Annotated in this window: 19 protein-coding genes, 1 tRNA gene and 1 pseudogene; 7 read left to right on the forward strand and 14 right to left on the reverse strand. The window is 72.0% G+C overall.

The window, feature by feature from the left end; translation table 11 throughout:
- Positions 1–87: 87 nt before the first annotated feature.
- Positions 88–1,260: a CapA family protein gene (locus O7609_RS02925; RefSeq protein ID WP_269736994.1), complete on the forward strand. Its 1,173-nt coding sequence runs from the start codon at positions 88–90 to the stop codon at positions 1,258–1,260.
- 23 nt (positions 1,261–1,283) lie between these two features.
- On the forward strand, positions 1,284–2,027 hold the full coding sequence (locus tag O7609_RS02930) for a Mut7-C RNAse domain-containing protein (protein WP_269743035.1): 744 nt from the start codon (positions 1,284–1,286) through the stop codon (positions 2,025–2,027).
- A gap of 2 nt (positions 2,028–2,029) precedes the next feature.
- Here the strand turns inward: O7609_RS02930 and O7609_RS02935 are convergent, their stop codons facing one another.
- The 6 genes from O7609_RS02935 to rpsA all read right to left on the reverse strand — a co-directional run bounded on the left by O7609_RS02935 (position 2,030) and on the right by rpsA (position 8,217).
- Entirely contained in the window at positions 2,030–3,007 is a 978-nt protein-coding gene (locus O7609_RS02935; protein WP_269733332.1) for a pirin family protein, read from the reverse strand.
- A gap of 634 nt (positions 3,008–3,641) precedes the next feature.
- Positions 3,642–4,355, reverse strand: a complete 714-nt coding sequence (locus tag O7609_RS02940; RefSeq protein ID WP_443072225.1) for an HNH endonuclease family protein — start codon at positions 4,353–4,355, stop codon at positions 3,642–3,644.
- Positions 4,356–4,488: 133 nt separating this feature from the next.
- Positions 4,489–4,851 carry a tetratricopeptide repeat protein gene (locus tag O7609_RS02945; RefSeq protein ID WP_443072046.1) on the reverse strand — a complete coding sequence of 121 codons (363 nt, stop codon included), beginning with the start codon at positions 4,849–4,851 and terminating at the stop codon, positions 4,489–4,491.
- 62 nt (positions 4,852–4,913) lie between these two features.
- Complete coding sequence (coaE, locus tag O7609_RS02950) at positions 4,914–5,507, reverse strand: dephospho-CoA kinase (RefSeq protein ID WP_269743036.1); 594 nt, start codon at positions 5,505–5,507, stop codon at positions 4,914–4,916.
- Positions 5,508–5,517: 10 nt separating this feature from the next.
- A complete protein-coding gene (locus tag O7609_RS02955; RefSeq protein WP_269733336.1) occupies positions 5,518–6,486 on the reverse strand; it encodes a PAC2 family protein in 969 nt (322 codons plus the stop codon).
- Positions 6,487–6,717: 231 nt separating this feature from the next.
- The gene (gene rpsA / locus O7609_RS02960) at positions 6,718–8,217 is read right to left on the reverse strand and encodes a 30S ribosomal protein S1 (protein WP_269733337.1); all 1,500 of its coding nucleotides are present in this window, start codon (positions 8,215–8,217) and stop codon (positions 6,718–6,720) included.
- Positions 8,218–8,602: 385 nt separating this feature from the next.
- Between rpsA and O7609_RS02965 the strand changes: the two genes are divergently transcribed.
- Complete coding sequence (locus tag O7609_RS02965; RefSeq protein WP_269743037.1) at positions 8,603–9,499, forward strand: class I SAM-dependent methyltransferase; 897 nt, start codon at positions 8,603–8,605, stop codon at positions 9,497–9,499.
- A 6-nt stretch (positions 9,500–9,505) separates the two neighbouring features.
- Positions 9,506–12,050, forward strand: a pseudogene (hrpB, locus tag O7609_RS02970) (ATP-dependent helicase HrpB).
- 7 nt (positions 12,051–12,057) lie between these two features.
- On the opposite strand, the gene O7609_RS24550 reads toward hrpB, so the two are convergent.
- Both O7609_RS24550 and polA read right to left on the reverse strand, forming a co-directional pair.
- Complete coding sequence (locus tag O7609_RS24550) at positions 12,058–13,674, reverse strand: lytic transglycosylase domain-containing protein (protein ID WP_332330032.1); 1,617 nt, start codon at positions 13,672–13,674, stop codon at positions 12,058–12,060.
- A 177-nt stretch (positions 13,675–13,851) separates the two neighbouring features.
- Positions 13,852–16,521 (reverse strand): DNA polymerase I, encoded by a 2,670-nt coding sequence (polA, locus tag O7609_RS02980; protein WP_269736995.1) that lies wholly within the window; start codon positions 16,519–16,521, stop codon positions 13,852–13,854.
- Between the two features lie 185 nt (positions 16,522–16,706).
- Between polA and O7609_RS02985 the strand changes: the two genes are divergently transcribed.
- Both O7609_RS02985 and O7609_RS02990 read left to right on the forward strand, forming a co-directional pair.
- A complete protein-coding gene (locus O7609_RS02985; RefSeq protein WP_269743038.1) occupies positions 16,707–18,992 on the forward strand; it encodes an FdhF/YdeP family oxidoreductase in 2,286 nt (761 codons plus the stop codon).
- A gap of 80 nt (positions 18,993–19,072) precedes the next feature.
- Complete coding sequence (locus O7609_RS02990; RefSeq protein ID WP_269733342.1) at positions 19,073–19,525, forward strand: PaaI family thioesterase; 453 nt, start codon at positions 19,073–19,075, stop codon at positions 19,523–19,525.
- 66 nt (positions 19,526–19,591) lie between these two features.
- On the opposite strand, the gene O7609_RS02995 is transcribed toward O7609_RS02990, so the two are convergent.
- From O7609_RS02995 to O7609_RS03020, 6 genes are all read right to left on the reverse strand, one after another.
- A complete protein-coding gene (locus O7609_RS02995; protein ID WP_269733343.1) occupies positions 19,592–20,359 on the reverse strand; it encodes an ABC transporter ATP-binding protein in 768 nt (255 codons plus the stop codon).
- Complete coding sequence (locus O7609_RS03000) at positions 20,356–21,369, reverse strand: ABC transporter ATP-binding protein (RefSeq protein WP_269733344.1); 1,014 nt, start codon at positions 21,367–21,369, stop codon at positions 20,356–20,358. Before O7609_RS03000 ends, O7609_RS02995 begins: the two co-directional genes overlap by 4 nt.
- Positions 21,366–22,727, reverse strand: a complete 1,362-nt coding sequence (locus O7609_RS03005) for a branched-chain amino acid ABC transporter permease (protein WP_269733345.1) — start codon at positions 22,725–22,727, stop codon at positions 21,366–21,368. Before O7609_RS03005 ends, O7609_RS03000 begins: the two co-directional genes overlap by 4 nt.
- Positions 22,724–23,647, reverse strand: a complete 924-nt coding sequence (locus O7609_RS03010; RefSeq protein WP_269733346.1) for a branched-chain amino acid ABC transporter permease — start codon at positions 23,645–23,647, stop codon at positions 22,724–22,726. The genes O7609_RS03005 and O7609_RS03010 overlap by 4 nt, the downstream gene beginning before the upstream one ends.
- A gap of 207 nt (positions 23,648–23,854) precedes the next feature.
- Positions 23,855–25,093 carry a branched-chain amino acid ABC transporter substrate-binding protein gene (locus tag O7609_RS03015; protein ID WP_332328017.1) on the reverse strand — a complete coding sequence of 413 codons (1,239 nt, stop codon included), beginning with the start codon at positions 25,091–25,093 and terminating at the stop codon, positions 23,855–23,857.
- Between the two features lie 242 nt (positions 25,094–25,335).
- On the reverse strand, positions 25,336–26,013 hold the full coding sequence (locus tag O7609_RS03020; RefSeq protein WP_269733348.1) for an ANTAR domain-containing response regulator: 678 nt from the start codon (positions 26,011–26,013) through the stop codon (positions 25,336–25,338).
- 102 nt (positions 26,014–26,115) lie between these two features.
- Here O7609_RS03020 and O7609_RS03025 point away from each other — a divergent pair.
- Positions 26,116–26,188: transfer RNA gene (locus tag O7609_RS03025), tRNA-Leu, on the forward strand.
- Positions 26,189–26,257 lie beyond the last annotated feature (69 nt).

Genomic DNA, 26,257 nt, shown 5'->3' on the forward strand with positions numbered 1-26,257 from the left:
GCCGGGCGTGGCGGCGTTCGCACGTCCACCTTCGGGAGAACAAGTGGGATTGTCCTATTAATCCTATTTGTATGATTCTGGAGTGGGATCGTGCGCCATCCCCCACGCCGCCCGACGACGGCGTTGCTCACCGCCCTGCTGCTCGGAACGGCCGCCGCCTGCACCGGCGCGGACCACGCCTCCTCCGAGGCCGACTCCGCGTCCCCCGCGCCCGCCGCCGAGACCGGCACGGAGTTCACCCTCGTCGCCACCGGCGACATCCTCAGCCACGACTCCGTCATCCGGCAGGCCGCCGCCGACGCGGACGGCGGCGGCGAACGCGCCTACGACTTCAGCGCCATGCTGGCCGGAGCGAAGCCCGTCGTGGCCCGGGCGGACCTCGCGATCTGCCATCTCGAGACCATCCTCGGGGCCGAGGACGGGCCGTTCACCGGCTATCCGATGTTCCGCACCCCGCCCCAGGTCGCCCAGGCGATCCAGGAGACCGGCTACGACTCCTGCTCCACGGCCTCCAACCACACGCTGGACGCCGGCCCCGAGGGCGTCACCCGCACCCTGGACGCTCTGGACGCGGTCGGCGTACGGCACGTGGGCTCGGCCCGTGACGCCGCCGAACGCGCCAAGCCCGCCCTGCTGAAGGCCAACGGCGCCACCGTCGCCCAACTGGCCTACACCTACGGGACGAACGGCATCCCCGTACCCGGGGACGCGCCCTACCTCGTCAACCTGATCGACGCCGACCAGGTCATCGCCGACGCCCGCGCCGCGCGCAAGGCCGGAGCCGATGTCGTCGTCGTCAGCATGCACTGGGGCACGGAGTACCGGGAGGCGCCCGACGATCGGCAGCGCGAGCTCGCCGAGCGGCTCACCGCGGCCCGCACGGACGGCCGCCGCGACATCGACCTCGTCATCGGCACGCACGTCCACGTGCCCCAGCCCTACGAGAAGGTCAACGGGACCTGGGTCGTGTACGGGATGGGCGACCAGGTGGCGGGCGTCATGAACGACCCCCGCGGCCAGATGGGCTACGCCGCGCGCTTCACCTTCGCCCCGCCCGAGCGGAAGGGCGCGCCGTGGCGGGTACGGAAGGCCGAGTTCGTGCCGCACGTCATGGCCAACGACCCCCTGCGCGTCGTCAACCTGGCCAGAGCCCTCGACGAGCAGCCCGACAACGCCGAGTACGCCCGGGCCCTCGACGTCATCCGCGACGCCGTCCTCAGCCGGGGCGGTGCCGAGGACGGGCTGCGGCTGGGCCGCTGAGCCGGTGGTGAAGGGGGCCACGCGTGACCGGGCCGGGTGACGGGGGCGGGCTGGAGCTGTGGTTCGCTCCCGAGCTGCGCTTCCTGCTCGCCTCCCGCCACCGCGGACCCGACGTGCTGCGGGTGCCCTACGACCTCACCTCGTCCCTGGGCCACGTCGTGCAGTCGCTCGGCGTACCGCTCACCGAGGTCGGCGCGCTGACGGTGGCCGGCCGGCGGGTGCCGCCCGAACACCGGCCCGGCGACGGCGCCCTGGTCGAGGTGGCGGCGCGGCCCCGGCCGCAGCCCCTGCCGCCCTCGGCGACCGGGTTCGTGCTCGACGTCCACCTGGGCGCCCTGGCCCGCAGGCTGCGTCTGGTCGGCCTCGACACGGCCTACGCCAACGACGCCGACGACCCCGAGCTCGTGGAGCGGGCCAACGCCGAACGCCGCGTCCTGCTCACCCGGGACCGCGGGCTGCTGTGCCGCCGCACCCCATGGCTGGCCGCGTTCGTCCGCGGCACCCGGCCCGACGAACAGCTCCTGGACGTCCTCACCCGCTTCCGGCCCCCGCTCGCCCCGTGGACCCGGTGCCCGGCCTGCAACGGCGGGCTTGCGCCCGTCGCCAAGGCCGCGGTCGCCCATCTGCTGGAACCGGGCACCCGGCGCACGTACGACACGTTCACGCGGTGCCGCTCCTGCGGGCGCGTCTACTGGCGTGGCGCCCACGGCAGCCGGCTGGAAGCCACCGTCACCGCCGCCCGTGCCGCGGTGACCGGGCGCGGCTGAGCTCAGGGAGCGGTCTCCCCGTGCCGGTCGCGGGCCTTGAGCCGGACGGTGGGCAGGGCGGGGGCGGGCAGCGGGGCGTCCGTACAGTGCCCGACCACGCCGAAGCGGGTGCCGTCCTCCCAGTCGGCCCGGGCCCGCACGATCTCCTCGTGGCTCCGCCCGACGAAGTTCCACCACATGACGAGCGGCTCCTCGAAGGGCGCGCCGCCGAACAGGAACAGCCGGGCCTCCCCCGCCGCCCGGACGTCGAGCTCCTCGCGGCCCCGGCCGAGGTAGAGCAGCGAGCCCGGCTCCAGCGCGGTGCCGGCGACGTCCGCGGTGCCGGACATCGTCAACACCGCTGCCTCGAAGGTCGGCTCGACGGGGAGCCGCACGGAGCCCGGACCGCCGAAGCGGATCTCGGCTCCGAACAGGGGGCTGTGCACCCGGGCGGGCGAGCGCGCCCCGGCCAGCTCCCCGGCGACGACGGTGACCGTGGCCGCGCCGTCCCGCAGCACCGGCAGGTCCCCGTGGTGTTCGAAGCGCGGCTCGCCGTGCCGGGCGTCCTCCGGCAGCGCGATCCACAGCTGGAGGCCGTGCATGACGGGCGGATGCTCCGGCGGCGACTGCTCGGAGTGGGCGATGCCGTGACCCGACGTCATCAGGTTCAGCTGTCCCGGCGCGATCGGCTGGAGGTTGCCGAGGCTGTCGGCGTGCACGATCTCACCGTCCGCCAGCCAGGTGACGGTCTGGAGGCCGGTGTGCGGGTGGGGCGCGATCTGCATGCCGGGCCGCCCGGTGACGTCGGAGGGCCCGAAGTGGTCGACGAAGCACCAGGCGCCCACCATGCGGCGCCGGCGCTGCGGCAGCAGCCGCCGCACCGTCGTGTAGCGGCCCAGCGGTACGTCGTGGCCGGGCAGCAGCAGGCTGTCCGGTTCCTCGGCGGTGCCCAGCGTGCACGCGAACACGGCCTGATGGGCGTCTGATTCTCCGTCACTCATGGTGCGACTGTACGACGGGGGACGGCGACGGCCGCGGAGGCCGGATGGAGGGGCCCTGGGTCGTTGCCAGACCCAGGGCCCCGGAGTGCCGCCCGATCCGCACGCCCGGCGATCTGGGCGCGGGTCATGTTCACGATCTCGCGTTCTCCCTCTGGACCACCGGGCCCTCGGCCAGTACCGGGAGCGGCGGATCGAACGGGAACTGCGGTACGCCGGCGTGCGCGAGGTCGAGCCGCTCGGCCCGGAGCAGGCCCGCACGCTCGACGCCTGCCGGGCCGAACTGGCCGAGGCCGCCCGCGCCCGCTGCGACGGACCGCTGCCCCGGCGGAGAGGGACGTCATCGCGGCGCAGTTCCGCGACCGCAGAACGGCTCTGGAGGACCAGCGCGCCGCCGCCGGGACGGCCGCCGCGCTGGCCACCCTGCGGGCCGGTCAGGAGCTCAGGGAGCAACGGGACCGGCTGACGCGTGCCGAGAGCCGGGCGGCCCAGGCCGCCCGCGTCCGCCGCCAGGACCTGGAGCGGCGCAGGGCGCGGCTGTCCCTGGCCGAGGCCGGACTCCCCGTCGTGGACGAGGCGCTGGCCGCGGCCCGGGCCACGATGCGGGCCGTTTCCCCGGGCCGCTACCTGGTCTTCGTCACGACGGGGCGCTGAACTCCGGCGGGGCCGTCGTCGGGGCGCTTCCCGTGGGCAGCGGGGTGTCCGGGCACGGCTCCAGCACCCGGGAGAGCGCGTCCTTCTCCTCCTGGGTGACCCACAGTCCGTACTTCGTCTTGACCGCCACCTGGGCCGCCGCGTACGTGCAGTGGTGGGGCTCGTGCGGCGGCAGCCACTCGGCGGCGTCGGCGTCTCCCTTGGCACGGTTGGCGCCCGCGTCGACGGCCAGGAGGTTGAGGGGGTCGTTGGCGAAGGCGATCCGCTGGGCGGGCTTCCAGCCGTCGGCACCCTTCTGCCAGGCGTCGGAGAGCGCCACCAGGTGGTCGATGTCCACCTCGCTCGCGCCGCCCTTCTCGAAGTGGACCACCGTGCCGGTGAACGGGTCGGGGCGGAGCGTCCCGGATTCGACGGTGCAGTCGTCCTCGGTGAGCTTCACGTCCCGCAGGTCGCGGGCGAGGATGTCGTCACGGGTGTCGCAACCGTTCTGGTCAACGTCGGCCCAGGGGCTGCCGAACATGCGGCGGTCGTAACCGGTGCGGGGCGCACGGTCCTTGACGGGGAGTTCTCGCAGGGCCGCGAGGACGCGCCCGTCGGGTCCGGGCCCACCGTCCTCGGCGGTGTCGTCGACGGTGCAGGCGGTGGCGACGGTGGCCAGGAGGACGAGCGCGGCGGCTGCGGTGGTGCGGCGGGATATCACGGCCGCTGAGCCTATCGGGGGATCCCGGCCCACGTCAGCGGCCCGGGCCGGGGAGCGGCCGACGGGGCGTGGCGGGGCCGCGGCCGACGGGACGGACGGGGCGTGGGAGCGCCGCGCCCGTCCCGGTAGGTCAGCCGGCCTCGAACCCGGCCGCCTCCACGTACTCCGGCCGCGGCTCCAGGGCGGCGGCCAGCCGGAAGTGCCGGCGCGCCTCGCCCGTCCGGCCCGCTCGCTCCAGGGTCCTGGCCAGGGCGAAGTGGGCGAAGGCGTTGTCCGGCTCCCGCTCGATGACGAGCTGGAACTCCAGCTCGGCGGAGCGGAGTTGGGCCGAGTGGAAGAAGGCCCTGGCCCGCAGCAGCCGCGCCGCGGTGTTCTCCGGGTGGGCGGTGATCAACGGGTCGAGCAGCTTGACCGCACCACGTGGATCGCGGGCTTCGAGCAGCTTCTCCGCGGCACGGAAATCGATCACGTTGGTCTGGGGCGTTCGGGACATCACAGGCGCCTCCTTCGGCCGGGACAACGACCGCGTGCCCGGGAGCATTCCCGGCGAGAACCTCAGGCACGCCTCCGCAGGCGCTCCCATAGCTCCCTCACCTGGGGCTCCAGCTTCTCCAGCGGACCGTCGTTGTCGATGACGTGGTCGGCGATGGCCAGCCGGTCCGCCCGGGTGGCCTGGGCCGCCATCCGCGAGCGCGCCTCCTCCTCGGACATCCCGCGCAGGTGCACCAGGCGGTGGAGCCGCGTCTCGGGCGAGGCGTCCACGACCACGACCACGTCGTAGAGGGAGGCCAGACCGTTCTCCGTGAGGAGGGGGACGTCGTGGACGACGACGGCGTGCTCGCCCGCGGCCCGCTGGAGTTCGGCGGATCGGGCACCGACGAGGGGGTGGACGATGGTGTTCAGCGCGGCGAGCCGGTCCGGGTCGTTGAAGACGATCCGGCCGAGGGCCGGCCGGTCGAGGGCCCCGTCGGCCCGCAGCACGCCCTCGCCGAACTCGGCGACCACGGCGGCGTGGCCCTCGGTGCCCGGCTCGACGACCTCGCGCGCGATCCGGTCGGCGTCGACGATCACCGCTCCGTAGGAGTCCAGCAGGCGCGAGACCTCGCTCTTGCCCGCGCCGATGCCCCCGGTCAGTCCCACTGTCAGCATGGCCGCAACCCTACTGGCCGGTTCCCCCCTCGCCCTCCTCGGACTCCCGCTCGCGGTCGGCCAGGAAGCGCTCGAAGACGGCACCCAGCTCGTCGGCCGAGGGCAGCTCCGACGGCTCGGCCACCAGGTTGCCGCGCGTCGCGGCACCGGCGACGGCGTCGAACTGCTGCTCCAGGCCGCGGACGACGGCGACCAGCTCGCTGTCCCCGTCGGCGAGCTGCCGTTCGATCTCCGTCTGCGTCGTGTGCGCCCGCCCGCGCAGCGTGTGGGCGATGGCGGGCAGCACCAGCCCGGTGGCGGCGGTGATCGCCTCCACGACGACCAGCGAGGCGTCCGGGTACGGCGAGCGGGCCACGTAGTGCGGGACGTGCGCGGCCACCCCCAGGACGTCGTGGCCCGCGTCGACGAGCCGCAGCTCCAGCAGGGAGGCAGCGCTGCCGGGCACCTGCGCCTCGTCGAAGAGCCCGGGGTGGCCCGGCACGAGGTCGGCGCGGTTCCCATGCGGGGTGAGGCCGACGGGGCGGGTGTGCGGCACGCCCATGGGGATGCCGTGGAAGCCCACCGAGAGCCGCACGCCCAGCCGTTCGACGATCTCCCGGACGGCGGCGACGAACGCCTCCCAGTGCACGTCCGGCTCGGGGCCGCTGAGCAGCAGGAAGGGACTGCCCGTCGCGTCCCGCAGCAGCCGGAGCTCGAGTGCGGGCCGGTCGTAGGACACCCACTGGTCCCGTCGGAACGTCATCATCGGGCGCCGCGCCCGGTAGTCGATCAGACGGTCGACGTCGAACCGGGCGATCGTCTGCCGGGGGCGTCCGTCGAGGAGGAGGGAGGTGATCTGCTCGCCGGTGGCGCCGGCGTCGATGAAGCCCTCGAAGTGGTACAGCAGGACGAAACCGGATCCGACGCCCTGGTCGATGATCTCGTCCACCGCCCGAAGGCCACTCGGGTCCCATTCGTACAGCTCGCGCGGCTTCAACACGTTCTCTCGCCCCTCCGTCCAGCGGTTCCGCTCTGTGCCAACGCACAAGCCCGGCTTGGCATTCCCGCCCCCCGCCGCTCTCGACCCGCGCTCCACCGGACCACCAGCCGCCGGCCGGTGCGGGCGTCCGCGTTCGCCACGCGGACGCGGACGCCGACACGGACACGGGCGAGGGCCCGCCCCCAGGGGGGGACGGGCCCTCGTCGGTCGTGCTCGCGCCGGGCGCAGGGCTCAGCTCTGGCCGCCGGCCAGCTTCTCCCGGAGTGCGGCGAGGGCTTCGTCGGAGGCCAGCGCACCGGAGTCGTCAGTGGACTCCGAGGAGTACGAACCGCCGCCGCCCTGGCCGCTGGGAGCGGCACCGGCGCCGGCCCCCTCGGCCTCGGCCTGGGCGTCCGCCTCGCGGGACTTGATGACCTGGGCCTGGTGCTGCTCGAAGCGGGTCTGGGCAACCGCGTACTGGTTCTCCCACTCCTCGCGCTGCTTCTCGTACCCCTCCAGCCAGTCGTTCGACTCGGGGTCGAAGCCCTCGGGGTAGATGTAGTTGCCCTGGTCGTCGTAGGACGCCGCCATGCCGTACAGCGTGGGGTCGAACTCGACGGCCATCGGGTCGGCGCCGAAGGACTCGTTGGCCTGCTTCAGCGAGAGGCTGATGCGGCGGCGCTCCAGGTCGATGTCGATGACCTTGACGAAGATCTCGTCGTTGACCTGGACGACCTGCTCCGGGATCTCGACGTGGCGCTCGGCCAGCTCGGAGATGTGGACCAGGCCCTCGATGCCCTCGTCGACGCGGACGAACGCACCGAACGGCACCAGCTTGGTGACCTTGCCGGGCACGACCTGGCCGATCTGGTGCGTACGGGCGAACTGCTGCCACGGGTCTTCCTGGGTCGCCTTCAGCGACAGGGAGACGCGCTCGCGGTCCATGTCGACGTCCAGGACCTCGACCGTGACCTCCTGGCCGACCTCGACGACCTCGGACGGGTGGTCGATGTGCTTCCAGGACAGCTCGGAGACGTGCACCAGGCCGTCCACGCCACCCAGGTCCACGAAGGCACCGAAGTTGACGATGGAGGAGACGACGCCGGAGCGCACCTGGCCCTTCTGCAGGGTGGTGAGGAAGGTCTGGCGGACCTCGCTCTGGGTCTGCTCCAGCCAGGCACGGCGGGACAGGACCACGTTGTTGCGGTTCTTGTCCAGCTCGATGATCTTGGCCTCGAGCTCCTTGCCCACGTAGGGCTGCAGGTCCCGGACGCGGCGCATCTCGACCAGGGACGCGGGGAGGAAGCCGCGGAGGCCGATGTCGAGGATGAGACCACCCTTGACGACCTCAATGACGGTACCGGTGACGATCCCGTCCTCTTCCTTGATCTTCTCGATCGTGCCCCAGGCCCGCTCGTACTGGGCGCGCTTCTTCGACAGGATCAGGCGGCCTTCCTTGTCCTCCTTCTGGAGAACCAGGGCCTCGATCTCGTCGCCGACGGCCACGACCTCGTTCGGGTCGACGTCGTGCTTGATCGACAGCTCACGGGAAGGGATGACGCCCTCGGTCTTGTAACCGATGTCGAGCAGGACCTCGTCCCGGTCGACCTTCACGATGACGCCGTCGACGATGTCGCCGTCGTTGAAGTACTTGATCGTCTCGTCGATCGCGGCGAGGAAGGCTTCCTCGGAACCGATGTCGTTGACCGCAACCTGCGGGGTGGTCACGGTGGTCTCGGTGCTGCTCGTCATGTGGTAAAGGGCTCCGGTACGGACACAGAAGTCGTAGGTACTGCTACGCCGTGAGCCCTTATCGCACCGCCGAAGCCGGACAGCCTGAGAGGCGCTTCCCCGTTTTCCGAAAGCACCTCGACAACCGAGGGGACATACAACAGATGCGAGCGTGACCTGCTCCGTCCGAGGTCCGCAGGCCCGCAGCGCAACTTGTAGCATACGGCCGCATCCGGGCACGGTCAATGCGCGATTGCGACACGAGGGGCGGATGGGGCGAAACCGCCACCCTCGGCACCCCGGCCGACGCGCATCGCAGTGTGCTCATCCGCACGCCGCACGTACAAGTGGCCTCAGCTTATCGTTACGGTCGCCACACGAGAACGACGGGGTGCGGGGAGACGACATGAGTGCGGACGTGCACGACGGGGCCTTGGACGATGCCCTTGGCGACGCCCTCGGCGGAGGCGTCGGCGGAGGCGTCGGCGGAGCCTCCGGCGACGGCTCGGACGACGGCGAGGCCGTGCGACGCGCCGTCGGCGAGGCCGAGAGCAGCCGAGCGAGCCGGCTCTGGTGGGACCGCAACGCCGACGCCTACCAGAACGAGCACGGCGCCTTCCTCGGCGACGACCGCTTCCTGTGGGGCCCCGAGGGGCTGGCCGAGGACGAGGCCCGGCTCCTGGGCCCGACCGAGCGGCTCGCCGGGGCGCGGGTCCTGGAGATCGGCGCGGGCGCCGCCCAGTGCTCGCGCTGGCTGGCCGCGCACGGTGCCCGCCCCGTCGCCCTGGACGTCTCCCACCGGCAGCTCCAGCACGCCCTGCGCATCGGCGCCGAGGGCATCGCCCTGGTCGAGGCGGACGCCGGGGCCCTCCCCTTCCCGGACCACAGCTTCGACCTGGCCTGCTCCGCCTACGGCGCGATCCCCTTCGTCGCCGACCCGGTCGCCGTCTTCCGCGAGGTGCGGCGCGTACTGCGGCCCGGGGGCCGCTGGGTCTTCAGCGTCACCCACCCCATCCGCTGGGCCCTGCCCGACGAGCCCGGTCCCGAGGGGCTGACCGTCTCCGCCTCCTACTTCGACCGCACCCCCTACGTCGAGCAGGACGAACAGGGCCGGGCCCGGTACGTCGAGCACCACCGGACCCTGGGCGACCGGATCCGCGACATCTCCGCCGCCGGACTCCGGCTCACCGACCTCGTCGAGCCCGAGTGGCCCGCGTGGAACGGGCGGGAGTGGGGCGGCTGGTCGCCGCTGCGCGGCTCCCTCATCCCCGGCACCGCCGTCTTCGTCTGCGAGCGGGACTGACGCCCGATGACCACCGGGACGAGGACGGCCGCCTCGCGGGAGCGGGCCCGCGACCTTCCCGTCGCACAGGCGCTGCCCGCCCTGCGCGACGCGCTCGCCACGGCGGGCGGCGCCGTGCTGTGCGCCCCTCCCGGCTCCGGCAAGACGACCCTGGTTCCGCTGGCGCTCGCCGGGCTCCTCGACGACGGCCCCGTGCGCCGCGTCGTCGTGGCCGAGCCCCGCCGCATCGCCGCGCGGGCGGCGGCCCGGCGCATGGCCTGGCTGCTGGGCGAGGGCGTGGGCGGGCGGGTCGGCTACACCGTGCGCGGCGAACGGCGCGCCGGACCGGACACCCGGGTGGAGGTCGTCACCACCGGCGTACTGCTCCAGCGTCTCCAGCGCGACCAGGAGCTGCGCGGAACCGACGCCGTCATGCTCGACGAGTGCCACGAGCGGCACCTGGACGCCGACACCGCGGCCGCGTTCCTGCTGGACGTGCGGGAGACGCTGCGCCCGGAGCTGGAGCTCGTCGCGGCCTCGGCCACCACCGACGCCCAGGGCTGGGCCCGACTGCTGGACGCTCCCGTGGTGGCCGCGGAGGGTCTCAGCCACCCCGTCGACGTCGTGTGGGCGCCCCCGGCCGCCCCCATCGCCCCGCCGCACGGCCTGCGCGTGGACCCGGCCCTGCTCGGCCACGTGGCCGCCGTCGTCCGCCGAGCCCTGCGGGAACGTTCAGGCGACGTCCTGTGCTTCCTGCCCGGCGTCGGGGAGATCGGCCGCGTCGCCGCGGCCCTGGGCGACCTCGAAGGCGTCGACGTCCTCCGGGTCCACGGCCGGGCCCGGGCCGAGACCCAGGACGCCGTGCTGGCCGGTCCCGGCGCCGGCGGACGGCGCCGGGTGGTCCTCGCCACCGCCGTCGCCGAATCCAGCCTCACCGTGCCCGGCGTCCGCGTCGTCGTGGACGCCGGACTCGCCCGCGAACCGCGCACCGACCACGCCCGCGGCCTCAGCGCCCTCACCACCGTCCGGGCCTCCCAGGCCGCAGCCCGGCAGCGCGCCGGACGGGCCGGGCGCGAGGCGCCGGGCACCGTGTACCGCTGCTGGGCCCAGGCCGAGGACGCCCGCCGCCCGCGCTTCCCCCAGCCGGAGATCGCCGTCGCGGACCTGACCGCCTTCGCGCTCCAGGCCGCCTGCTGGGGTGAGCCCGGCGGCCACGGCCTCGCGCTGCTGGACCCGCCGCCCGCCGGGGCCATGGCGGCCGCGGGGGAGGTGCTGCGGGCCGTCGGCGCGATCGGCGCGGCCGGCCGGGCCACCCCGCGCGGCACCGCCATGGCCCGCCTCGGGCTCCACCCCCGGCTCGCCCGCGCCCTCCTCGACGGTGCCCGCCGCGTCGGCCCCCGCGCCGCCGCGGACGCCGTCGCGCTCCTCAGCGAGGAGCCGCCCCGCGGGCTCGGCCGCGACCTGGCCGACGCGCTGCGCGCCGTCCGCCGCGGCGGCAGCGCCGCCCCCGCGGACTACGCCGCCCGCTGGCGGCGTGAGGCCGGGCGCCTGCGCCGCGCGGTCGCCGACATCCCCGAGCGGGCCGGTTCCGGGGCCGCCGGTGCGGCGGAGGACGCGGCGGCCACCGTCGTCGCCCTCGCCTACCCCGAACGGGTCGCACGCCGCCAGGGCCCCGCGGGGGCGGGCGGCAGCTACCTCATGGCCTCCGGTACCCGGGTCGAGGTCGACGCGCCGCACGGCGGTGCCCCCTGGCTGGCCGTGGCGGTGGCCGACCGGCCCGCGGGGGCCGCCTCCGCACGCGCTCGCCTGGTGACCCCCGTCGACGAGGACACCGCGCGCCACGCCGCCGCGGCCCTGTACCGGGAGGAGGACGACGTCACGTTCGACGCCCAGCGCTCGACCGTCACCGCCCGCCGCGTCACCCGGCTCGGCGCCATCGAGCTCTCCGCGCGACCGTTGTCCCGGCCCGGGCCCGAGCGGCTCCGCCAGGCTCTGCTGGAAGCCCTGCGCACCGAGGGCCCCGGCCTGCTGCGCTGGACCGAACCGGCCCGGGCCCTGCGGCTGCGGCTCGCCTTCCTGCACCGGGAGCTCGGCGCCCCCTGGCCCGATGTCGGCGACGGCGCGCTCCTGGCCGACGCCGACACCTGGCTGACCGGCGAGCGGCTCGACACCGTCGACACCCTCGCCCTCCTGCGCTCCCTGCTGCCCTGGGCGGGCAGGCAGGCGGCCCGGCTGGACGAACTGGCGCCGGAGCGCGTCGAGGTGCCCTCCGGCTCACGGATCCGGGTCGACTACTCCGGCGAGCGGCCCGTCCTCGCCGTCAAGCTCCAGGAGCTGTTCGGCTGGACGGACACCCCGCGGCTGGCCGACGGCCGCGTCCCGCTGCTCGTGCATCTGCTCTCGCCCGCCGGGCGGCCCGCCGCCGTCACCGCCGACCTCGCCTCGTTCTGGGCCGAGGGCTACCACGCCGTGCGGTCCGAACTCCGCGGCCGCTACCCCCGGCACCCGTGGCCCAGAGGACCCGACGACGGCTCAGGCCACCCGGCGCGCCAAGCCGCGGCAACGCGGGTAGGCGCGGCTCACTCGGTGCGGGCGGCGTCCTCGGGCCGGGCGGCGTCGTCAGCGTCCGCCCCGGAGTCGCCCGTGCCCCCGGTGGCCCCGCCCTCGTCGGCGGTCTGCTCGCCGTGCCGGGGCTGCTCGTCCTCCTCCGGGGTGTCCCCGTCGGCGCCCTCGCAACCGTCCTCCGGGTCGTCGGCGTCCGGGTCCTCGGCGTCCGGGTCCTCCGGGTCCTCCGGGTCGTCACCGTCACCGTCCGGCTCCTCGGCGTCCGGGGCCTCCGGGTCGCCGCCGTCACCGTCCGGGTCCTCCGGGTCGTCACCGTCCGGGTCCGTCGCCTCCGGGTCCCCGGCGTCCGGCTGCTCGACTTCCGGGTCTTCCGACGGTTCCTCGGTGCCCTCCCCGGGCTCCTCGGTGTCCGGGTCCTCGGGGTCCCCGGGCTCCGCAGGGTCGACGGGGCACTCGCCCGGCTCGTCCGGCTCCTCCTCCGGGTCCCCGGGCTGCTCCGGGTCCTCCGGCTCCTCGTCCGGGCTGTCCGGGTCCTCCGGCTCCTCGTCCGGTTCCTCGTCCCCGGGCGTGTCGCCGTCGGGCTCCTCCCCCGGCGGCGTGTTCGGCCCGCTGTCGGGGCCGTCCGCGCCGTCATCGGGCACCTCGCCGGTGCCGTCCCCGGGGTCCTCGTCGGGCGGCACGTCGCCGTCCGGGTCGCGGTCGCCCTTGCCCGGAGGCTTCGGCGCGTCGCTCTCCTCGTCCTTGCCCGGCTCCGCGTCGGGCTCCGGCTCCCGCTTCTCCTTCGGCTGCTCGTCGTCCGCCGGGCGGACGGCGGGCCTGTCCGGGTTGCCGGCGCCCGGGGAGTCGGGGAGCTCGCCGCTGCCGTCGGGCACCTCGTGGACGCCCTTGCGGTAGAACTCCAGCCAGGACAGGACGGTGTGCAGGTAGTCGCGGGACCTGTTGTAGCTGAGGATGGCCCGCTCGAGGTCCGCCGCGTTCGACAGGTCCCGGCCGCCGGCGCACAGGTAACGCCCGGCCGCGAGCGCGGCGTCGAAGACGTTCTCCGGGTTCCGGGCGCCGTCACCGTTGGCGTCGGCACCCCAGGTGGCCCAGGTGGAGGGGATGAACTGCATGGGCCCGACGGCCCGGTCGTAGGTCGTGTCGCCGTCGAAGGCGCCGCCGTCGGTGTCCGTGATGCGCGCGAAGCCGTTGCCGTCCAGCCGGGGCCCGCGGATGGGCTCGACCGTCGTGCCGCGCGCGTCGACGGCACCGCCCCGGGCATGCCCGGACTCCACCTTGCCGATGGCCGCGAGCAGTTGCCAGGGGAGGTTGCAGCCGGGCTGTTCGCTGCGCAGGGTGCTCTCCGCCTGCTGATAGGCGCTCAGGACCGTGGCGGGGATGCCCGCCTCGGCGGGACCGGTGACGACGGGCTCGTCCGCGTCGTCGGAATGCCCCGGGCGCCCGGAGGGACCGGGGGACTCCAGCGGCGGAAGCTCCGTGTGGTACGGGCCGTTGCCGTCGGCCGGGGGCGTGTCGTCCGCCCCGCGCGCGGGGTCCTCGGCCGAGGGCCCGGCGAGCGGCAGCGGTATGCCCGGCGCCTGCGACGCGGTGAGGGCCACCATGGCCGCCGCCGCGACGGCCGTGGCGCTCACGCCCCTGCGAATCCTGCCCCCGGTACGACCGGACATATGGCCGTTTCCTCCCCTGTCGCCCACGTGGTCGCGCTGACCGTCATGACCCTGCCGCCGCAGTCAGCGAAGTGACCATACGGCACCCCGGGGCCCGCGGTCACGCCTTCGGGCCCCGGGGCTTCAGACTTCGCCCGGCGGTCAGTGGGCCGCCGACTCCCAGTCGGGGCCCACCCCCACGGACACGTCCAGCGGGGCGCGCAGTTCCACCGCGCCCGCCATCTCCCGTCGCACCAGCTCCTCGACCGCCTCACGCTCTCCCGGGGCGACTTCGAGAACGATCTCGTCGTGTACCTGGAGCAGCATCCGGGAGGAGAGGTCCTCCCGGCGCAGCGCCTCGTCCACCCGCAGCATGGCGATCTTGACGATGTCGGCGGCGGTGCCCTGGATCGGGGCGTTGAGCGCCATCCGCTCGGCCATCTCCCGGCGCTGCCGGTTGCTGGAGTTGAGGTCCGGAAGGTAGCGGCGGCGGCCCAGCATCGTGTTGGTGTAGCCGACGGCACGGGCCTCCTCCACGGCGTGGCGCAGATAGTCCCGCACGCCGCCGAAGCGCTCGAAGTAGGTGTCCATCAGCCCGCGCGCCTCCTCGGGGCTGATGCCCAGCTGCTGGGACAGCCCGAACGCGGAGAGCCCGTAGGCCAGTCCGTAGGACATCGCCTTGATCTTGCGCCGCATCTCGGCGTCGACCTGCTCGGGCGCGACGCCGAACACCTGCGAGGCGACGGTGGTGTGGAGGTCCTCCCCGGAGGCGAACGCCTCAAGGAGCCCCTCGTCCTCCGACAGGTGCGCCATGACCCGCAGCTCGATCTGGCTGTAGTCGGCCGTCATCAGCGACTCGAAGCCCTCGCCCACGACGAACGCGCGGCGGATCGCGCGCCCCTCGTCGGTGCGCACCGGGACGTTCTGCAGGTTCGGCTCGGTCGAGGACAGCCGGCCGGTGGCGGCGACCGTCTGGCTGAAGGTGGTGTGGATGCGTCCGTCCGCGCCGATCGTCTTGATCAGCCCCTCGACGGTGGCGCGCAGCTTGGACTGCTCGCGGTAGCGCAGCATCAGCACCGGCAGCTCGTGGTCCGTCTGCGTCGCCAGCCACGCCAGCGCGTCGGCGTCGGTGGTGTAGCCCGTCTTCGTCTTCTTCGTCTTCGGCAGGCCCAGCTCGCCGAAGAGGACCTCCTGGAGCTGCTTGGGCGAGCCCAGGTTGAACTCGTGCCCGACGGCGGCGTGCGCCTCCCGCACGGCCTGCTGGGCCGCGTCCGCGAACTGCTGCTCCAGACCGCCCAGCCACGCGCGGTCCGCCGCGATCCCCGCCCGCTCCATGCGGGACAGCAGCTCCGAGACGGGCAGTTCCATCTCCGCCAGCAGCCGGGCGGCGCCCACCTCGGCCAACCGCTCCGCGAACGCCTCGCCCAGGTCCAGCACGGTGCGGGCCTGCCCCATCAGGGCGTCGGCCTGCTCCTGCTCGTCGGCTCCCAGCGCCAGCTGCCCCGCCGCGCCCTCGGCGGGCTGCGGCAGCTCACGGCCCAGGAACTCGATGCTGAGCGTCTCCAGCGCGAAGCTGCGGCGCCCGGGCTGCACCAGATAGGCGGCCAGCGCCGGGTCCGTCGTGATGCCCTCGACCCGCCAGCCGTGCTCGGCGAACACCCGCTGCGTGGCCCGGGCGTTGTACACCACCTTGGGCCGCTCGGCGTCCGCCAGCCACGCCGCGAACGCCTGCTCGTCCGCCGCGTCCAGCGTGGCCGGGTCGAACCAGACGGCCGGGCCGTCCGCCGTGGCGAGCGCGACCTCGCTGACCTGGCCCGCCCCCAGCCGCCAGTCGTCCACCGACACCAGGCCCAGCGGACGGCCCGCCGGGGGCGCGTGCCCGGCCAGCCACGGTGCCAGCTCCCCGCCCCGCAGCACCCGCCCGTCCAGCTCCACGCCCGCGGCCGGGGCCTCCTGCCCGGCCTCGGCGGCGGCCGGGTCGACGGCGAACAGCCGCTCACGGAAGTTGGGGTTGCGGATCTCCAGCACGTCCAGCAGCGAGGTCAGCGTCTCGCGGTCGTAGCCCGCGCGCTCCAGCTCCGGCGGGCCGCAGGGCAGCTCGACGTCCCGCACCATCTCCGTCAGCCGCCGGTTGAGCTTGACCGCCTCCAGGTGGTCCCGGAGGTTCTGCCCGGCCTTCGTCCTGATCTCGTCCACCCGGGCCACCAGCTCGTCGAACGAGCCGAACTGGGTGATCCACTTCGTGGCCGTCTTCTCCCCCACCCCCGGGATGCCGGGCAGATTGTCCGACGGGTCACCCCGCAGGGCCGCGAAGTCCGGGTACTGGGCGGGCTCCAGCCCGTACTTCTCCCGGACCTTCTCCGGAGTGAACCGCGTCAGTTCCGAGACCCCCTTCGTGGGATAGAGCACCGTGACCCGGTCCGAGACGAGCTGGAAGCAGTCCCGGTCGCCGGTGACGATGGAGACCTCGAACCCCTCCGCCTCCGCCTGCGTGGCCAGGGTGGCGATCACGTCGTCCGCCTCGAAGCCCTCCACCGCGAACCGCTTGACCCGCATCGCGTCCAGCAGCTCGCCGATCAGCTCCACCTGCCCGCGGAAGCTGTCCGGCGTCTTCGAACGGTTCGCCTTGTACTCGGCGAACTCCTCCGCCCGCCACGTCTTGCGCGAGACGTCGAACGCCACCGCGAAGTGCGTGGGCGCCTCGTCACGCAGCGTGTTCGACAGCATCGACACGAACCCGTACACCGCGTTCGTCGTCTGCCCCGTGGTGGTGGAGAAGTTCTCCTCCGGCAGAGCGAAGAACGCCCGGTAGGCCAGCGAGTGCCCGTCCATGAGCAGCAGCTTCCGCGCACCGCCCCGCTCCGCCTGCTCCTGTACCGCCACGCCGCCTGCCCGCCTGCTCTGCTCGTCCTTTGCCACGCCCCCGATCCTGCCACGCCCCACCGACAACCCCGAGCCGCACCGCCCCTCCGCACCGGACACGACCGGCCCGCCCGCACGCGTGGCAGGATCGGAGCATGACGCGTGCCACTCCGTCCTCTTCCGGCGACCCCGTCCAGGACGCCCCCAGCGTCCGGCCCCCGCGGCGCTCCGCGGCCGGACTGCCCGCCATCGGCCACGCCCTGCGCATGGCTCACCGCGAGATGGGCGTCAAACGCAGCGCGCTCACCCTCCTGCGGGTGAACCAGAAGGACGGCTTCGACTGCCCCGGCTGCGCCTGGCCCGAAGACGAGCGCCGGCACGCCGCCGAGTTCTGCGAGAACGGCGCCAAGGCCGTCGCCGAAGAAGCCACCCGCGCCCGCGTCACCCCCGCCTTCTTCGCCCGCCACACCATCGCGAAACTCGCCGAACGCTCCGGGTACTGGCTCGGCAAGCAGGGCCGCATCACCCAGCCCGTCTACCTCGCCAAGGGCGCCGACCACTACCAGCCCGTGAGCTGGACCCAGGCCTTCGGCATCATCGCCGACGAACTGCGCGCCCTCGACTCACCCGACGAGGCCGTCTTCTACACCTCGGGCCGCACCAGCAACGAGGCCGCCTTCCTCTACCAGCTCTTCGCCCGCGAGTTCGGCACCAACAACCTGCCCGACTGCAGCAACATGTGCCACGAGTCCTCCGGCACCGCCCTGACCGAAACCCTCGGCGTGGGCAAGGGCAGCGTCCTCCTCGAGGACCTCCACCAGGCCGAGCTCATCATCGTCGCCGGCCAGAACCCCGGCACCAACCACCCCCGCATGCTCACCGCCCTGGAGAAGGCCAAGCAGGGCGGGGCCCGCATCATCACCGTCAACCCGCTCCCCGAAGCCGGGATGGAGCGCTTCCGCAACCCGCAGACCCCCCGCGGCCTCGCCGGCACCGGCACCCCGCTCACCGACCTCTTCCTCCAGATCCGCATCGGCGGCGACCAGGCCCTCTTCCGCCTCCTCAACAAGCTCGTCCTGGAATCCCCCGGCGCCGTCGACCAGGAGTTCGTCGACACCCACACCGACGGCTACGAGGACCTCGTCAAAGCCGCCGCCGAGACCGGCTGGGAGGAGACCCTCACCGCCACCGGCCTGGAGCGCTCGCGCATCGAGGAAGCCCTGCGCATGGTGCTGGAATCCCGGCGCATCGTGGTGTGCTGGGCCATGGGACTGACGCAGCACAAGCACGCCGTCGCCACCATCCGCGAAGTCGTCAACCTCCTCCTGCTGCGCGGCGCCATCGGCCGCCCCGGCGCCGGAGTGTGCCCCGTACGCGGCCACAGCAACGTCCAGGGCGACCGCACCATGGGCATCGTCGAACGCCCGACCCCCGGCTTCCTCGACGCTCTGGAGAGCGAGTTCGGCTTCGCCCCGCCCCGCGAACACGGCCTCGACACCGTCGAGTCCATCCGCGCCCTGCGCGACGGACGCGCGCAGGTCTTCTTCGCCATGGGCGGCAACTTCGTCGCCGCCTCCCCCGACACCCGCGTCACCGAGGACGCGATGCGGCGCGCCCGCCTCACCGTCCACGTCTCCACCAAGCTCAACCGCTCACACGTCGTCACCGGCTCCCGGGCCCTCATCCTGCCCACCCTCGGCCGCACCGAACGCGACGTCCAGGCCACCGGCGAGCAGTTCGTCACCGTCGAGGACTCCATGGGCATGGTCCACGCCTCCCGCGGCACCCTCGAACCCGCCGGCGAACACCTGCTGTCCGAGACCGCCATCGTCGCCCGCCTCGCCCGCCGCGTCCTCGGCACCGCCAGCACCACACCCTGGGAGGACTTCGAGCGCGACTACAGCCTCGTACGCGACCGCATCGCCCGCGTCATCCCCGGATTCGAGGACTTCAACACCCGCATCGCCCGGCCCGGAGGCTTCACCCTCCCCCACGCTCCCCGCGACGACCGCCGCTTCCCCACCGCCACCGGCAAGGCCCGCTTCACCGCCGCCCCCGTCGAACACCCCCACGTTCCCGAGGGCCGGCTCCTTCTGCAGACCCTGCGCTCCCACGACCAGTACAACACCACCATCTACGGCCTCGACGACCGCTACCGCGGCATCAAGGACGGCCGCCGCGTCGTCCTCGTCCACCCCGACGACGCCACCGCCCTCGGCCTGGCCGACGGCGCCTACGCCGACCTCACCAGCGAATGGCACGACGGCACGGAACGCACCGCCCCCGGGTTCCGCGTCGTCCACTACCCCACCGCGCGCGGCTGCGCCGCCGCCTACTACCCCGAGACCAACGTCCTCGTCCCGCTCGACGCCACCGCCGACGGCAGCAACACCCCGGCCAGCAAGTCCATCGTGATCCGACTCACCCCCGCCCGCGGTTGAGCAACCGCTTAGCATCAGGACGGCAACCGCCCCACCGGGCGCCACCACCACGCCGCCAACGATCGGAGCCGCACAACGCCATGGGCGAGAACACCACCACCCGCTTCCCCCAGGACGTCCTCGACCAGTGGTCCGGACTCGGCATCGACCTGCCCACCCTCTTCTCCGCCGGCCACCTCGGCAGCCGCATGGGCCTGAAGATCCTCGAAGCCGCCCCCGACCGCGTCGTCGGCACCCTCCCCGTCGAAGGCAACACCCAGCCCTACGGGCTCCTGCACGGCGGCGCCTCCGCCGTCCTCGCCGAGACCCTCGGCTCCGTCGGCGCCATGCTCCACGGCGGCCCCGGCAAGGTCGCCGTCGGCGTCGACCTCAACTGCACCCACCACCGCGGCCTGCGCTCCGGACTCGTCACCGGCACCGCCACCCCCGTCCACCGCGGACGCACCACCGCCACCTACGACATCGCCATCAACGACGAAGAGGACCGGCGCGTGTGCACCGCCCGCCTCACCTGCCTCCTGCGCGACGCCTGACCCCCGAACACGGGCGAGGGGCCGGGCACCGTGTGGTGCCCGGCCCCTCGCCCGTTCACGGCGACCTCAGGCCGCGCCCTCGCCCAGGTAGGCCTCCCGCACCCGCGGATCGGCCAGCAGCGACGACGCCTCACCCGACATCGCCACCTCACCCGTCTCCAGCACATAGCCGCGGTCGGCCAGCTGCAGCGCCTGCGAAGCGTTCTGCTCCACCAGCAGGACCGTCGTCCCCTGCTCGTTGATCTCCTTCAGAATGTCGAAGATCTGCTGCACGATCAGCGGAGCCAGCCCCATCGACGGCTCGTCCAGCAGCAGCAGCTCCGGCTTGCCCATCATCGCCCGGCCGATCGCCAGCATCTGCTGCTCACCGCCGGACAGCGTGCCGCCCAACTGCGACTTGCGCTCATGCAACCGCGGAAAGAGCGAGTACACCCGGTCCAGGGTGTCCCGGTCGGGAGACCGGAACCGGTAGGCCCCCATCTCCAGGTTCTCCTTGACCGTCATCCGCGCGAAGACCCGACGGCCCTCGGGCACATGGCCGATCCCGAACTGCACCAAGTCGTGCGACTTGATGCCGTCCACCCGCTCGCCGTGCAGCAGCACCTGCCCCGAACGCGGCGACAACATCCCCGACGCCGTCCGCAGCGTTGTCGACTTCCCGGCGCCGTTGGCGCCGAGCAGCGCCACGACCTCACCCTCGTGCACCGTCAGGTCGATGCCCTTCAGCGCCTCGATCGCGCCGTAGAACACCCGCAGGTCACGCAGCTCCAGCACGGGACTGCCGTCCGGCACGTCCTGCACCGGTTCCTTGGTCAACTCCGTCGTGCCGCTCATTCGTCATCCTTCCGCGGCCGCTCGTCGGCCTTCCGCAACCGGCCGTCGGCCTCCTCGCCGTCACGCGCCCGGGGAACCTCCGCGGAGCCCTCCGGCTCTCCGCCGTCCTCCTCGGACGCCGGGCCCGAACCGGTCTCCGGCTCCGCGTCCGGCTCCGCGTCCGCGTCCGGCTCCGCCGGAGCACCGAGATAAGCCTCCACCACCGCCGGGTCACGCTGCACGTCGGACGGCGTCCCCTCGGCGATCTTCTTGCCGAAGTTCAGCACCATCACCCGGTCCGCCACCGACATCACCAGGCGCATGTCGTGCTCGATCAGCAGCACGCTCACCCCCAGCTCCCGGTTGATCTGCCGGATCAGCTCCTCCAGCTCCAGCTTCTCCGTCGGGTTCGTTCCCGCCGCCGGCTCGTCCAGCAGCAGCACCTGCGGGTCCGTCGCCAACGCCCGGGCGATCTCCAGCCGCCGCTGGTCGCCGTAGCTCAGCGACCCCGCCAGCTCGTTGATCTTCCCCAGCAGGCCCACGAACTCCAGCACCTCGTGTGCCCTGCGGTCGCTGGCCCGCTCGGCCCGCCGAGCGTTCGGCAACCCCAGCATGATCGACACCGGATCAGCCTTCAGCCGCGTCTCCGCCGCGATCTTGACGTTCTCCAGCGCCGTCAGCGCCCCGAACAGCCGGATGTTCTGGAACGTCCGCGCCAGCCCCAGATGGTTCACCAGATGCGGCTTACGCCCCCGCAACTCGTGCTCGCCACCGGCCGCGGGCCGGTACGTGATCCGGCCCTCCTGCGGAACATACGCACCCGTCAGCGAGTTGAACAGCGACGTCTTCCCGGCACCGTTCGGCCCGATCACCGCCAGGATCTCGCCCCGGCGCATGATCACCTCAACCCCGTCCAGGCTCGTCACACCGCCGAACCGCAGCGTGACACCACTCGCGTCCAGCACCAGGTCCCCGGCATCCGGCTCCGGCCGGCCCCCGGGCCCACGGTCCTTGATCACCTCGGTCGTCATGACTGCTCGCCTCCCACCGGCTTCAGCGCCGGCGCCGCGTCCGCGTCGCCGCTCTGCGCCAGCTTCAACTCACGCGAACGACGCCGCGACGGAATCACACCCTGCGGCCGGTAGATCATCATGATCACCAACAGCACGCCCAGGTACATGTACCGGTCCTTCGGGTCCACGACGTCCCGCAGCGCCTCCGGCAGCCACACCAGGAACGCCGCACCGAACAACACACCGACCAGCGAACCCATACCGCCGAAGATGACGTACGCGAGCACCAGCACGGACAACAGGATGATGAAGTTCTCCGAGTTGATGTAACCCACCTTCGAGGCATAGGCCACACCCGCCACACCCGACGTCGACGCGCCGATCGCGAACGCCATCAGCTTGTAGCGCACCGTGTCCACACCGGTCGACGCCGCCGCGATCTCGTCCTCACGAATCGCCGTCCACGCCCGGCCGACCTTCGAGTGCTCCAGCCGGACGAAGAAGTACACCGTGACCGCGATGAACCCCAGCAACAGGTAGTAGTACGGCATCGGATCGATGACGCCCCACTCATACGACCAGAAACCCAGGTCCAGCGAGAAACGCTCCACCTTCGCGCCACCGGTACCACCCGTGACGTCGTCCAGGTTCTTCGCCGTCAGATACACGATCTCGTGGAAGCCCAGCGTCACGATCGCCAGATAGTCACCGCGCAGCCGCAACGTCGGCGCACCCAGCAGCACACCCGCCACCAGACACGTCACGATCGCCACCGGAATCACCGCGAAGTTGTTCAACTCCATCGGCGGCGCCACCGGCAACGCACCCGTCCAGTACGCGGCGCTGTACGCCCCGATCGCGAAGAACGCGATGAAGCCCAGGTCCAGCATCCCCGCCCAGCCGATGACGACGTTCAAACCGATCGCCACCAGCACGTAGATCGCGATCTGGTCCACCAGCACCGTCTGCCAGTACCGGTCCAGACCCGACGGCACGAACACCGCCAGCGCCGCCAGACCACCCAGCACGCCCCAGCGCACCCGCCGGTCGCGCCAGTACCGCTGCACCCACGCCCGCGGACCCTGCCCCGCGGCCTTCGCTCCCTCGGTCGCCGCCTTCACCTGCGGCGCCGCGAACTCGCGGACCGCCCACACACCGACCGTCACCGCCAGCCAGATCCACGGCGCCGGACCCGTGAAGTCCTCCTCCAGCGCATAGAACAGATCACGCTGACTGCCCTGCACCCCGGTGACCATCGTCGCCAGCAGCGCCAACGCGATCATCGCGCCCAAGCGCTTCCACCGCGGCTGCTGGTACCAACGCACCGTACGCAACCGCTCCGCGACACCGCCGCGGACCATCGCCTCCGCGCTCATGCGGTCCTCCCAAGACGCTCACCCAGCAGACCCGTCGGCCGGAACATCAACACCACGACCAGCACGGCGAAGCCCGCCACATAGCGCCACTCCTCGCCCCAGAAGTACACGGTGAGCGTCTCCACGATGCCCAGCACCATGCCACCGAGCATCGCCCCGCGCACATTGCCGATACCACCGAGAACCGCCGCCGCGAACGCCGTGATACCCGGAAGAAAGCCCATCGTGTACACGACCTTGTTGTTCACCCCGAAGAGGAACCCCGCCGCACCACCGAGCAGACCGCCGATCACGAACGTGCGCGACACCACCTTGTCGATGTCGACACCCATCAACGAGGCCACCTCCGGGTCCTGCGCCACCGCGCGGATACCCGACCCCAGCTTCGTCCGGTTCACCACGTAGTCCAGACCGATCATCATGCCCACAGCGGACACCACGATCAGGACCATCGTCACACTCAGATCCGCACCGAACAGCGAGAACACCGTGTCGTTCTCGTACAGCTTCGGCATGGCCAGCGAATTGCGGCCGAACAGCTTCCCCGCAAGGTTGTAGAGGAAGAACGACGCACCGATCGCCGTGATCAGGAACACCAGCCGCGGCGCTTTGTGCCGTCGGAGCGGCCGGTAGGCGACCTTCTCCAGGCCATAGGCCACCACGCCACCGAACGCCGCACCCGCGAGCATTCCGACCACGACGTACAGCACGGACGTCGCACCCGACGGGTCCGCGGGCGGAGCCCACACCGTCAGCGCCAGCAGACCACCGAAACCACCGAACATGAACACTTCGCTGTGCGCGAAGTTCAGAAGCTGAAGCACGCCGTAGACCAGCGTGTAACCAATGGCGATGACGGCATAAAGACAGCCGAGCACCACCCCTAGGACCAGGAAGTCCCAGAACTCGTTGAGGGACATCGAACGACTTCCTTATGGGAACGAGCCACCGCCCCGCACGTTCAGCACGGCCCCGGCAGCAGCGGAAGAAAAACGCGGACGGGCGAAACCCACACCCGAACCGTGGAACACCGGTCGGCGCAATGCTCGAGCGCATCGCGCCGACCGGATACCGGCCGAGAGACCGGCACAGAACGCGAACCCGTCATCGGGCCCGCAGCCGAGGACTTACTCAGCGCCCAGCTCGTCGATGTTCCCGACGTACCCGATCTTCTGGTCCTTGACCTCGTACAGGTAGATCGTCTGGTTCTTGAACTCGCCCTTGTCGTCGAACGAGAACGTCTTCGTCAGACCCTTGTACTCCACACCGCGCAGCGCCTCCATCAGCTTCTCGCTGTCGGAGTCCGCACCGCCCGTCTTCGCGACCTGCTCGATGATCATCTTGGCGACGTCATACGACTCGGCCGAGTAGGTGCCCGGAGCCTGCTTGAACTTCTTCTCGTAGTCGGTGGCGAACTTCTTCGTCGCCTCCTCCTGCGTCGGGTCCGTGCAGGGGCAGGTCAGCTTCCAGTCGTTGGCGGCCTCACCGGCCAGCTTCACGAAGCCCATGTCGTTCGAGCCGTCACCCGACATCGCGATGCCGTCGAAGCCCTCGCTGGCCAGCTTCTTCGCGAACGGACCCGCGTCCTCGTAGTAGCCCGCGTAGATCAGACCGTCGGCCTTCTGGCCCACCACGCTCTTCGCCGCGGCCGTGTAGTCCGGAGCCTTCTGCGGAACCGACTGGCGGACGACGTCGATCCCGACCGCCTTCAGTTCCTTCTCGGCCACATCCGCCAGGCCCACGCCGTAGTCGGTCTTGTCGTCCACGACGACGACCTTCTCGGCATCCGTGGCCTGGTCGAAGTACTTCGCCATACCCGCGCCCTGCGCCGAGTCGTTCGGCACCGCGCGCAGGAAGGTCCCATAACCCTTCGTGGTCAGGTCCGGACGCGTCGCCGACGAGGAAACCGCCGGAATACCCGCCTCCGCGTAGACCTCACCAGCCGTGTCGGCTGCACCGGAGAACGCCGGGCCGATCACCGCGATGGCACCCTCGGATATCGCCTTCTGCGCGGCGGCCGTCGCCTTGTCCGGCTTACCCTGGTCATCCGCCGGCAGGTACTCGACCTCGAAGTCGTAGTCACCCGAGGCATTCGCCTCCTCGATGGCCAGCTTGATGCCGTTCTCCATGTTGGTACCAAGCTGGACATTGTCACCAGAAAGCGGACCCTGGAAGGCAATCCGGACGGTGTCACCGCCACCGCCGCCGCCACTGTCACTCCCGCAGCCCGTCAGGGCGAGAGCACCAACCGCCAGCGGCGCGGCAAGCTTCAGAAAAGTCTTGTTGAGCACGTGTGGGAACCCCCTGGATCCGGCCCAGAACAGTTGGCAACCGCCGGAACACGCCCGGCGGGAGCAAGACCGCACGAACGTACGGCTGGCCCGGAATCTATGCCTCGCAGACGCAACCAAACAGAGAACCGCCACAGATGTGATGCGGCTGTGACCTGTGCCATGCGCCGAATTCAGGACGGTCCTTACCGCTCACCGAACGAACCAGGAAGATCTTTTCAACGCACACCCGAAGGGTGAAAGAGAAGAAAGGGGCAAAACGGACGAGCCATCGCCGCTCCGCACCCTCTCCGCCACCGCTACTGCTCCTGCTACTGCTACTGCTTCTTCGCCTGCCGCTGCGCCTGCTTCTCCGCCGCATCCTCGATCACGGCCTCCGCCACCTGACGCATCGACAGCCGACGATCCATCGACGTCTTCTGAATCCACCGGAACGCCGCCGGCTCCGTCAGCCCGTACTCCGTCTGCAACAGCGACTTCGCCCGGTCCACCAGCTTCCGCGTCTCCAGCCGCTGGGTCAGATCCGAGACCTCCGACTCCAACTGCCTCAACTGCGCGAACCGCGACACCGCCATCTCGATCGCCGGCACCACGTCGCTCTTGCTGAACGGCTTCACCAGATACGCCATCGCACCCGCGTCCCGCGCCCGCTCCACCAGCTCACGCTGCGAGAACGCCGTCAGCATCAGCACCGGCGCGATGCTGTCCTCCGCGATCTTCTCCGCCGCCGTGATGCCGTCCATCTCCGGCATCTTCACGTCCAGGATCACCAGATCCGGGCGGTGCTCCCGCGCCAGCTCCACCGCGGTCCGGCCGTCCCCGGCCTCCCCCACCACGGTGTAGCCCTCCTCCTCCAGCATCTCCTTCAGATCCATCCGGATCAGCGCCTCGTCCTCCGCGATCACCACACGGGTCGTCGCAGGGGGCACATGCGCGTCCGCACCCTCGGGGGTGTCAGCCGGTGTGGGGTTCTCCGGGGCGTCAGCGGCGCTCACTGGTGCTCCTCGCATATCGAGCAGGTCGGGCCCCACGAGACTACCTAGGTCATGTAGTTTTGAGTCACAGCGGGTATCCGCTAACCTTCCTTTCGAAGGAAAGCCCCGGTAGCCCAGCGGTAGAGGCAATGGTCTCAAACACCATCCAGCGTGGGTTCGAATCCCACCCGGGGTACTTCACCTAAGAATCGAAGGTTTTCAAGGGTTGGAGATCTTCACGCTTTCGAGGGTGTCGACAGCCAAC

It is taken from the genome of Streptomyces sp. WMMC1477 (assembly GCF_027460245.1).
GTDB lineage: Bacteria > Actinomycetota > Actinomycetes > Streptomycetales > Streptomycetaceae > Streptomyces.

Coding starts and splice junctions, on each gene's coding strand:
- coaE (WP_269743036.1), bottom strand. CDS start 5,507: ATGCTGACAGTGGGACTGACCGGGGGCATCGGCGCGGGCAAGAGCGAG.
- O7609_RS02995 (WP_269733343.1), bottom strand. CDS start 20,359: ATGAGCGGCACGACGGAGTTGACCAAGGAACCGGTGCAGGACGTGCCG.
- O7609_RS02965 (WP_269743037.1), top strand. CDS start 8,603: ATGAGTGCGGACGTGCACGACGGGGCCTTGGACGATGCCCTTGGCGAC.
- O7609_RS03005 (WP_269733345.1), bottom strand. CDS start 22,727: ATGAGCGCGGAGGCGATGGTCCGCGGCGGTGTCGCGGAGCGGTTGCGT.
- polA (WP_269736995.1), bottom strand. CDS start 16,521: ATGGACGGGCACTCGCTGGCCTACCGGGCGTTCTTCGCTCTGCCGGAG.
- O7609_RS02990 (WP_269733342.1), top strand. CDS start 19,073: ATGGGCGAGAACACCACCACCCGCTTCCCCCAGGACGTCCTCGACCAG.
- O7609_RS03000 (WP_269733344.1), bottom strand. CDS start 21,369: ATGACGACCGAGGTGATCAAGGACCGTGGGCCCGGGGGCCGGCCGGAG.
- O7609_RS03010 (WP_269733346.1), bottom strand. CDS start 23,647: ATGTCCCTCAACGAGTTCTGGGACTTCCTGGTCCTAGGGGTGGTGCTC.
- O7609_RS02945 (WP_443072046.1), bottom strand. CDS start 4,851: ATGTCCCGAACGCCCCAGACCAACGTGATCGATTTCCGTGCCGCGGAG.
- rpsA (WP_269733337.1), bottom strand. CDS start 8,217: ATGACGAGCAGCACCGAGACCACCGTGACCACCCCGCAGGTTGCGGTC.
- O7609_RS02985 (WP_269743038.1), top strand. CDS start 16,707: ATGACGCGTGCCACTCCGTCCTCTTCCGGCGACCCCGTCCAGGACGCC.
- O7609_RS02935 (WP_269733332.1), bottom strand. CDS start 3,007: ATGAGTGACGGAGAATCAGACGCCCATCAGGCCGTGTTCGCGTGCACG.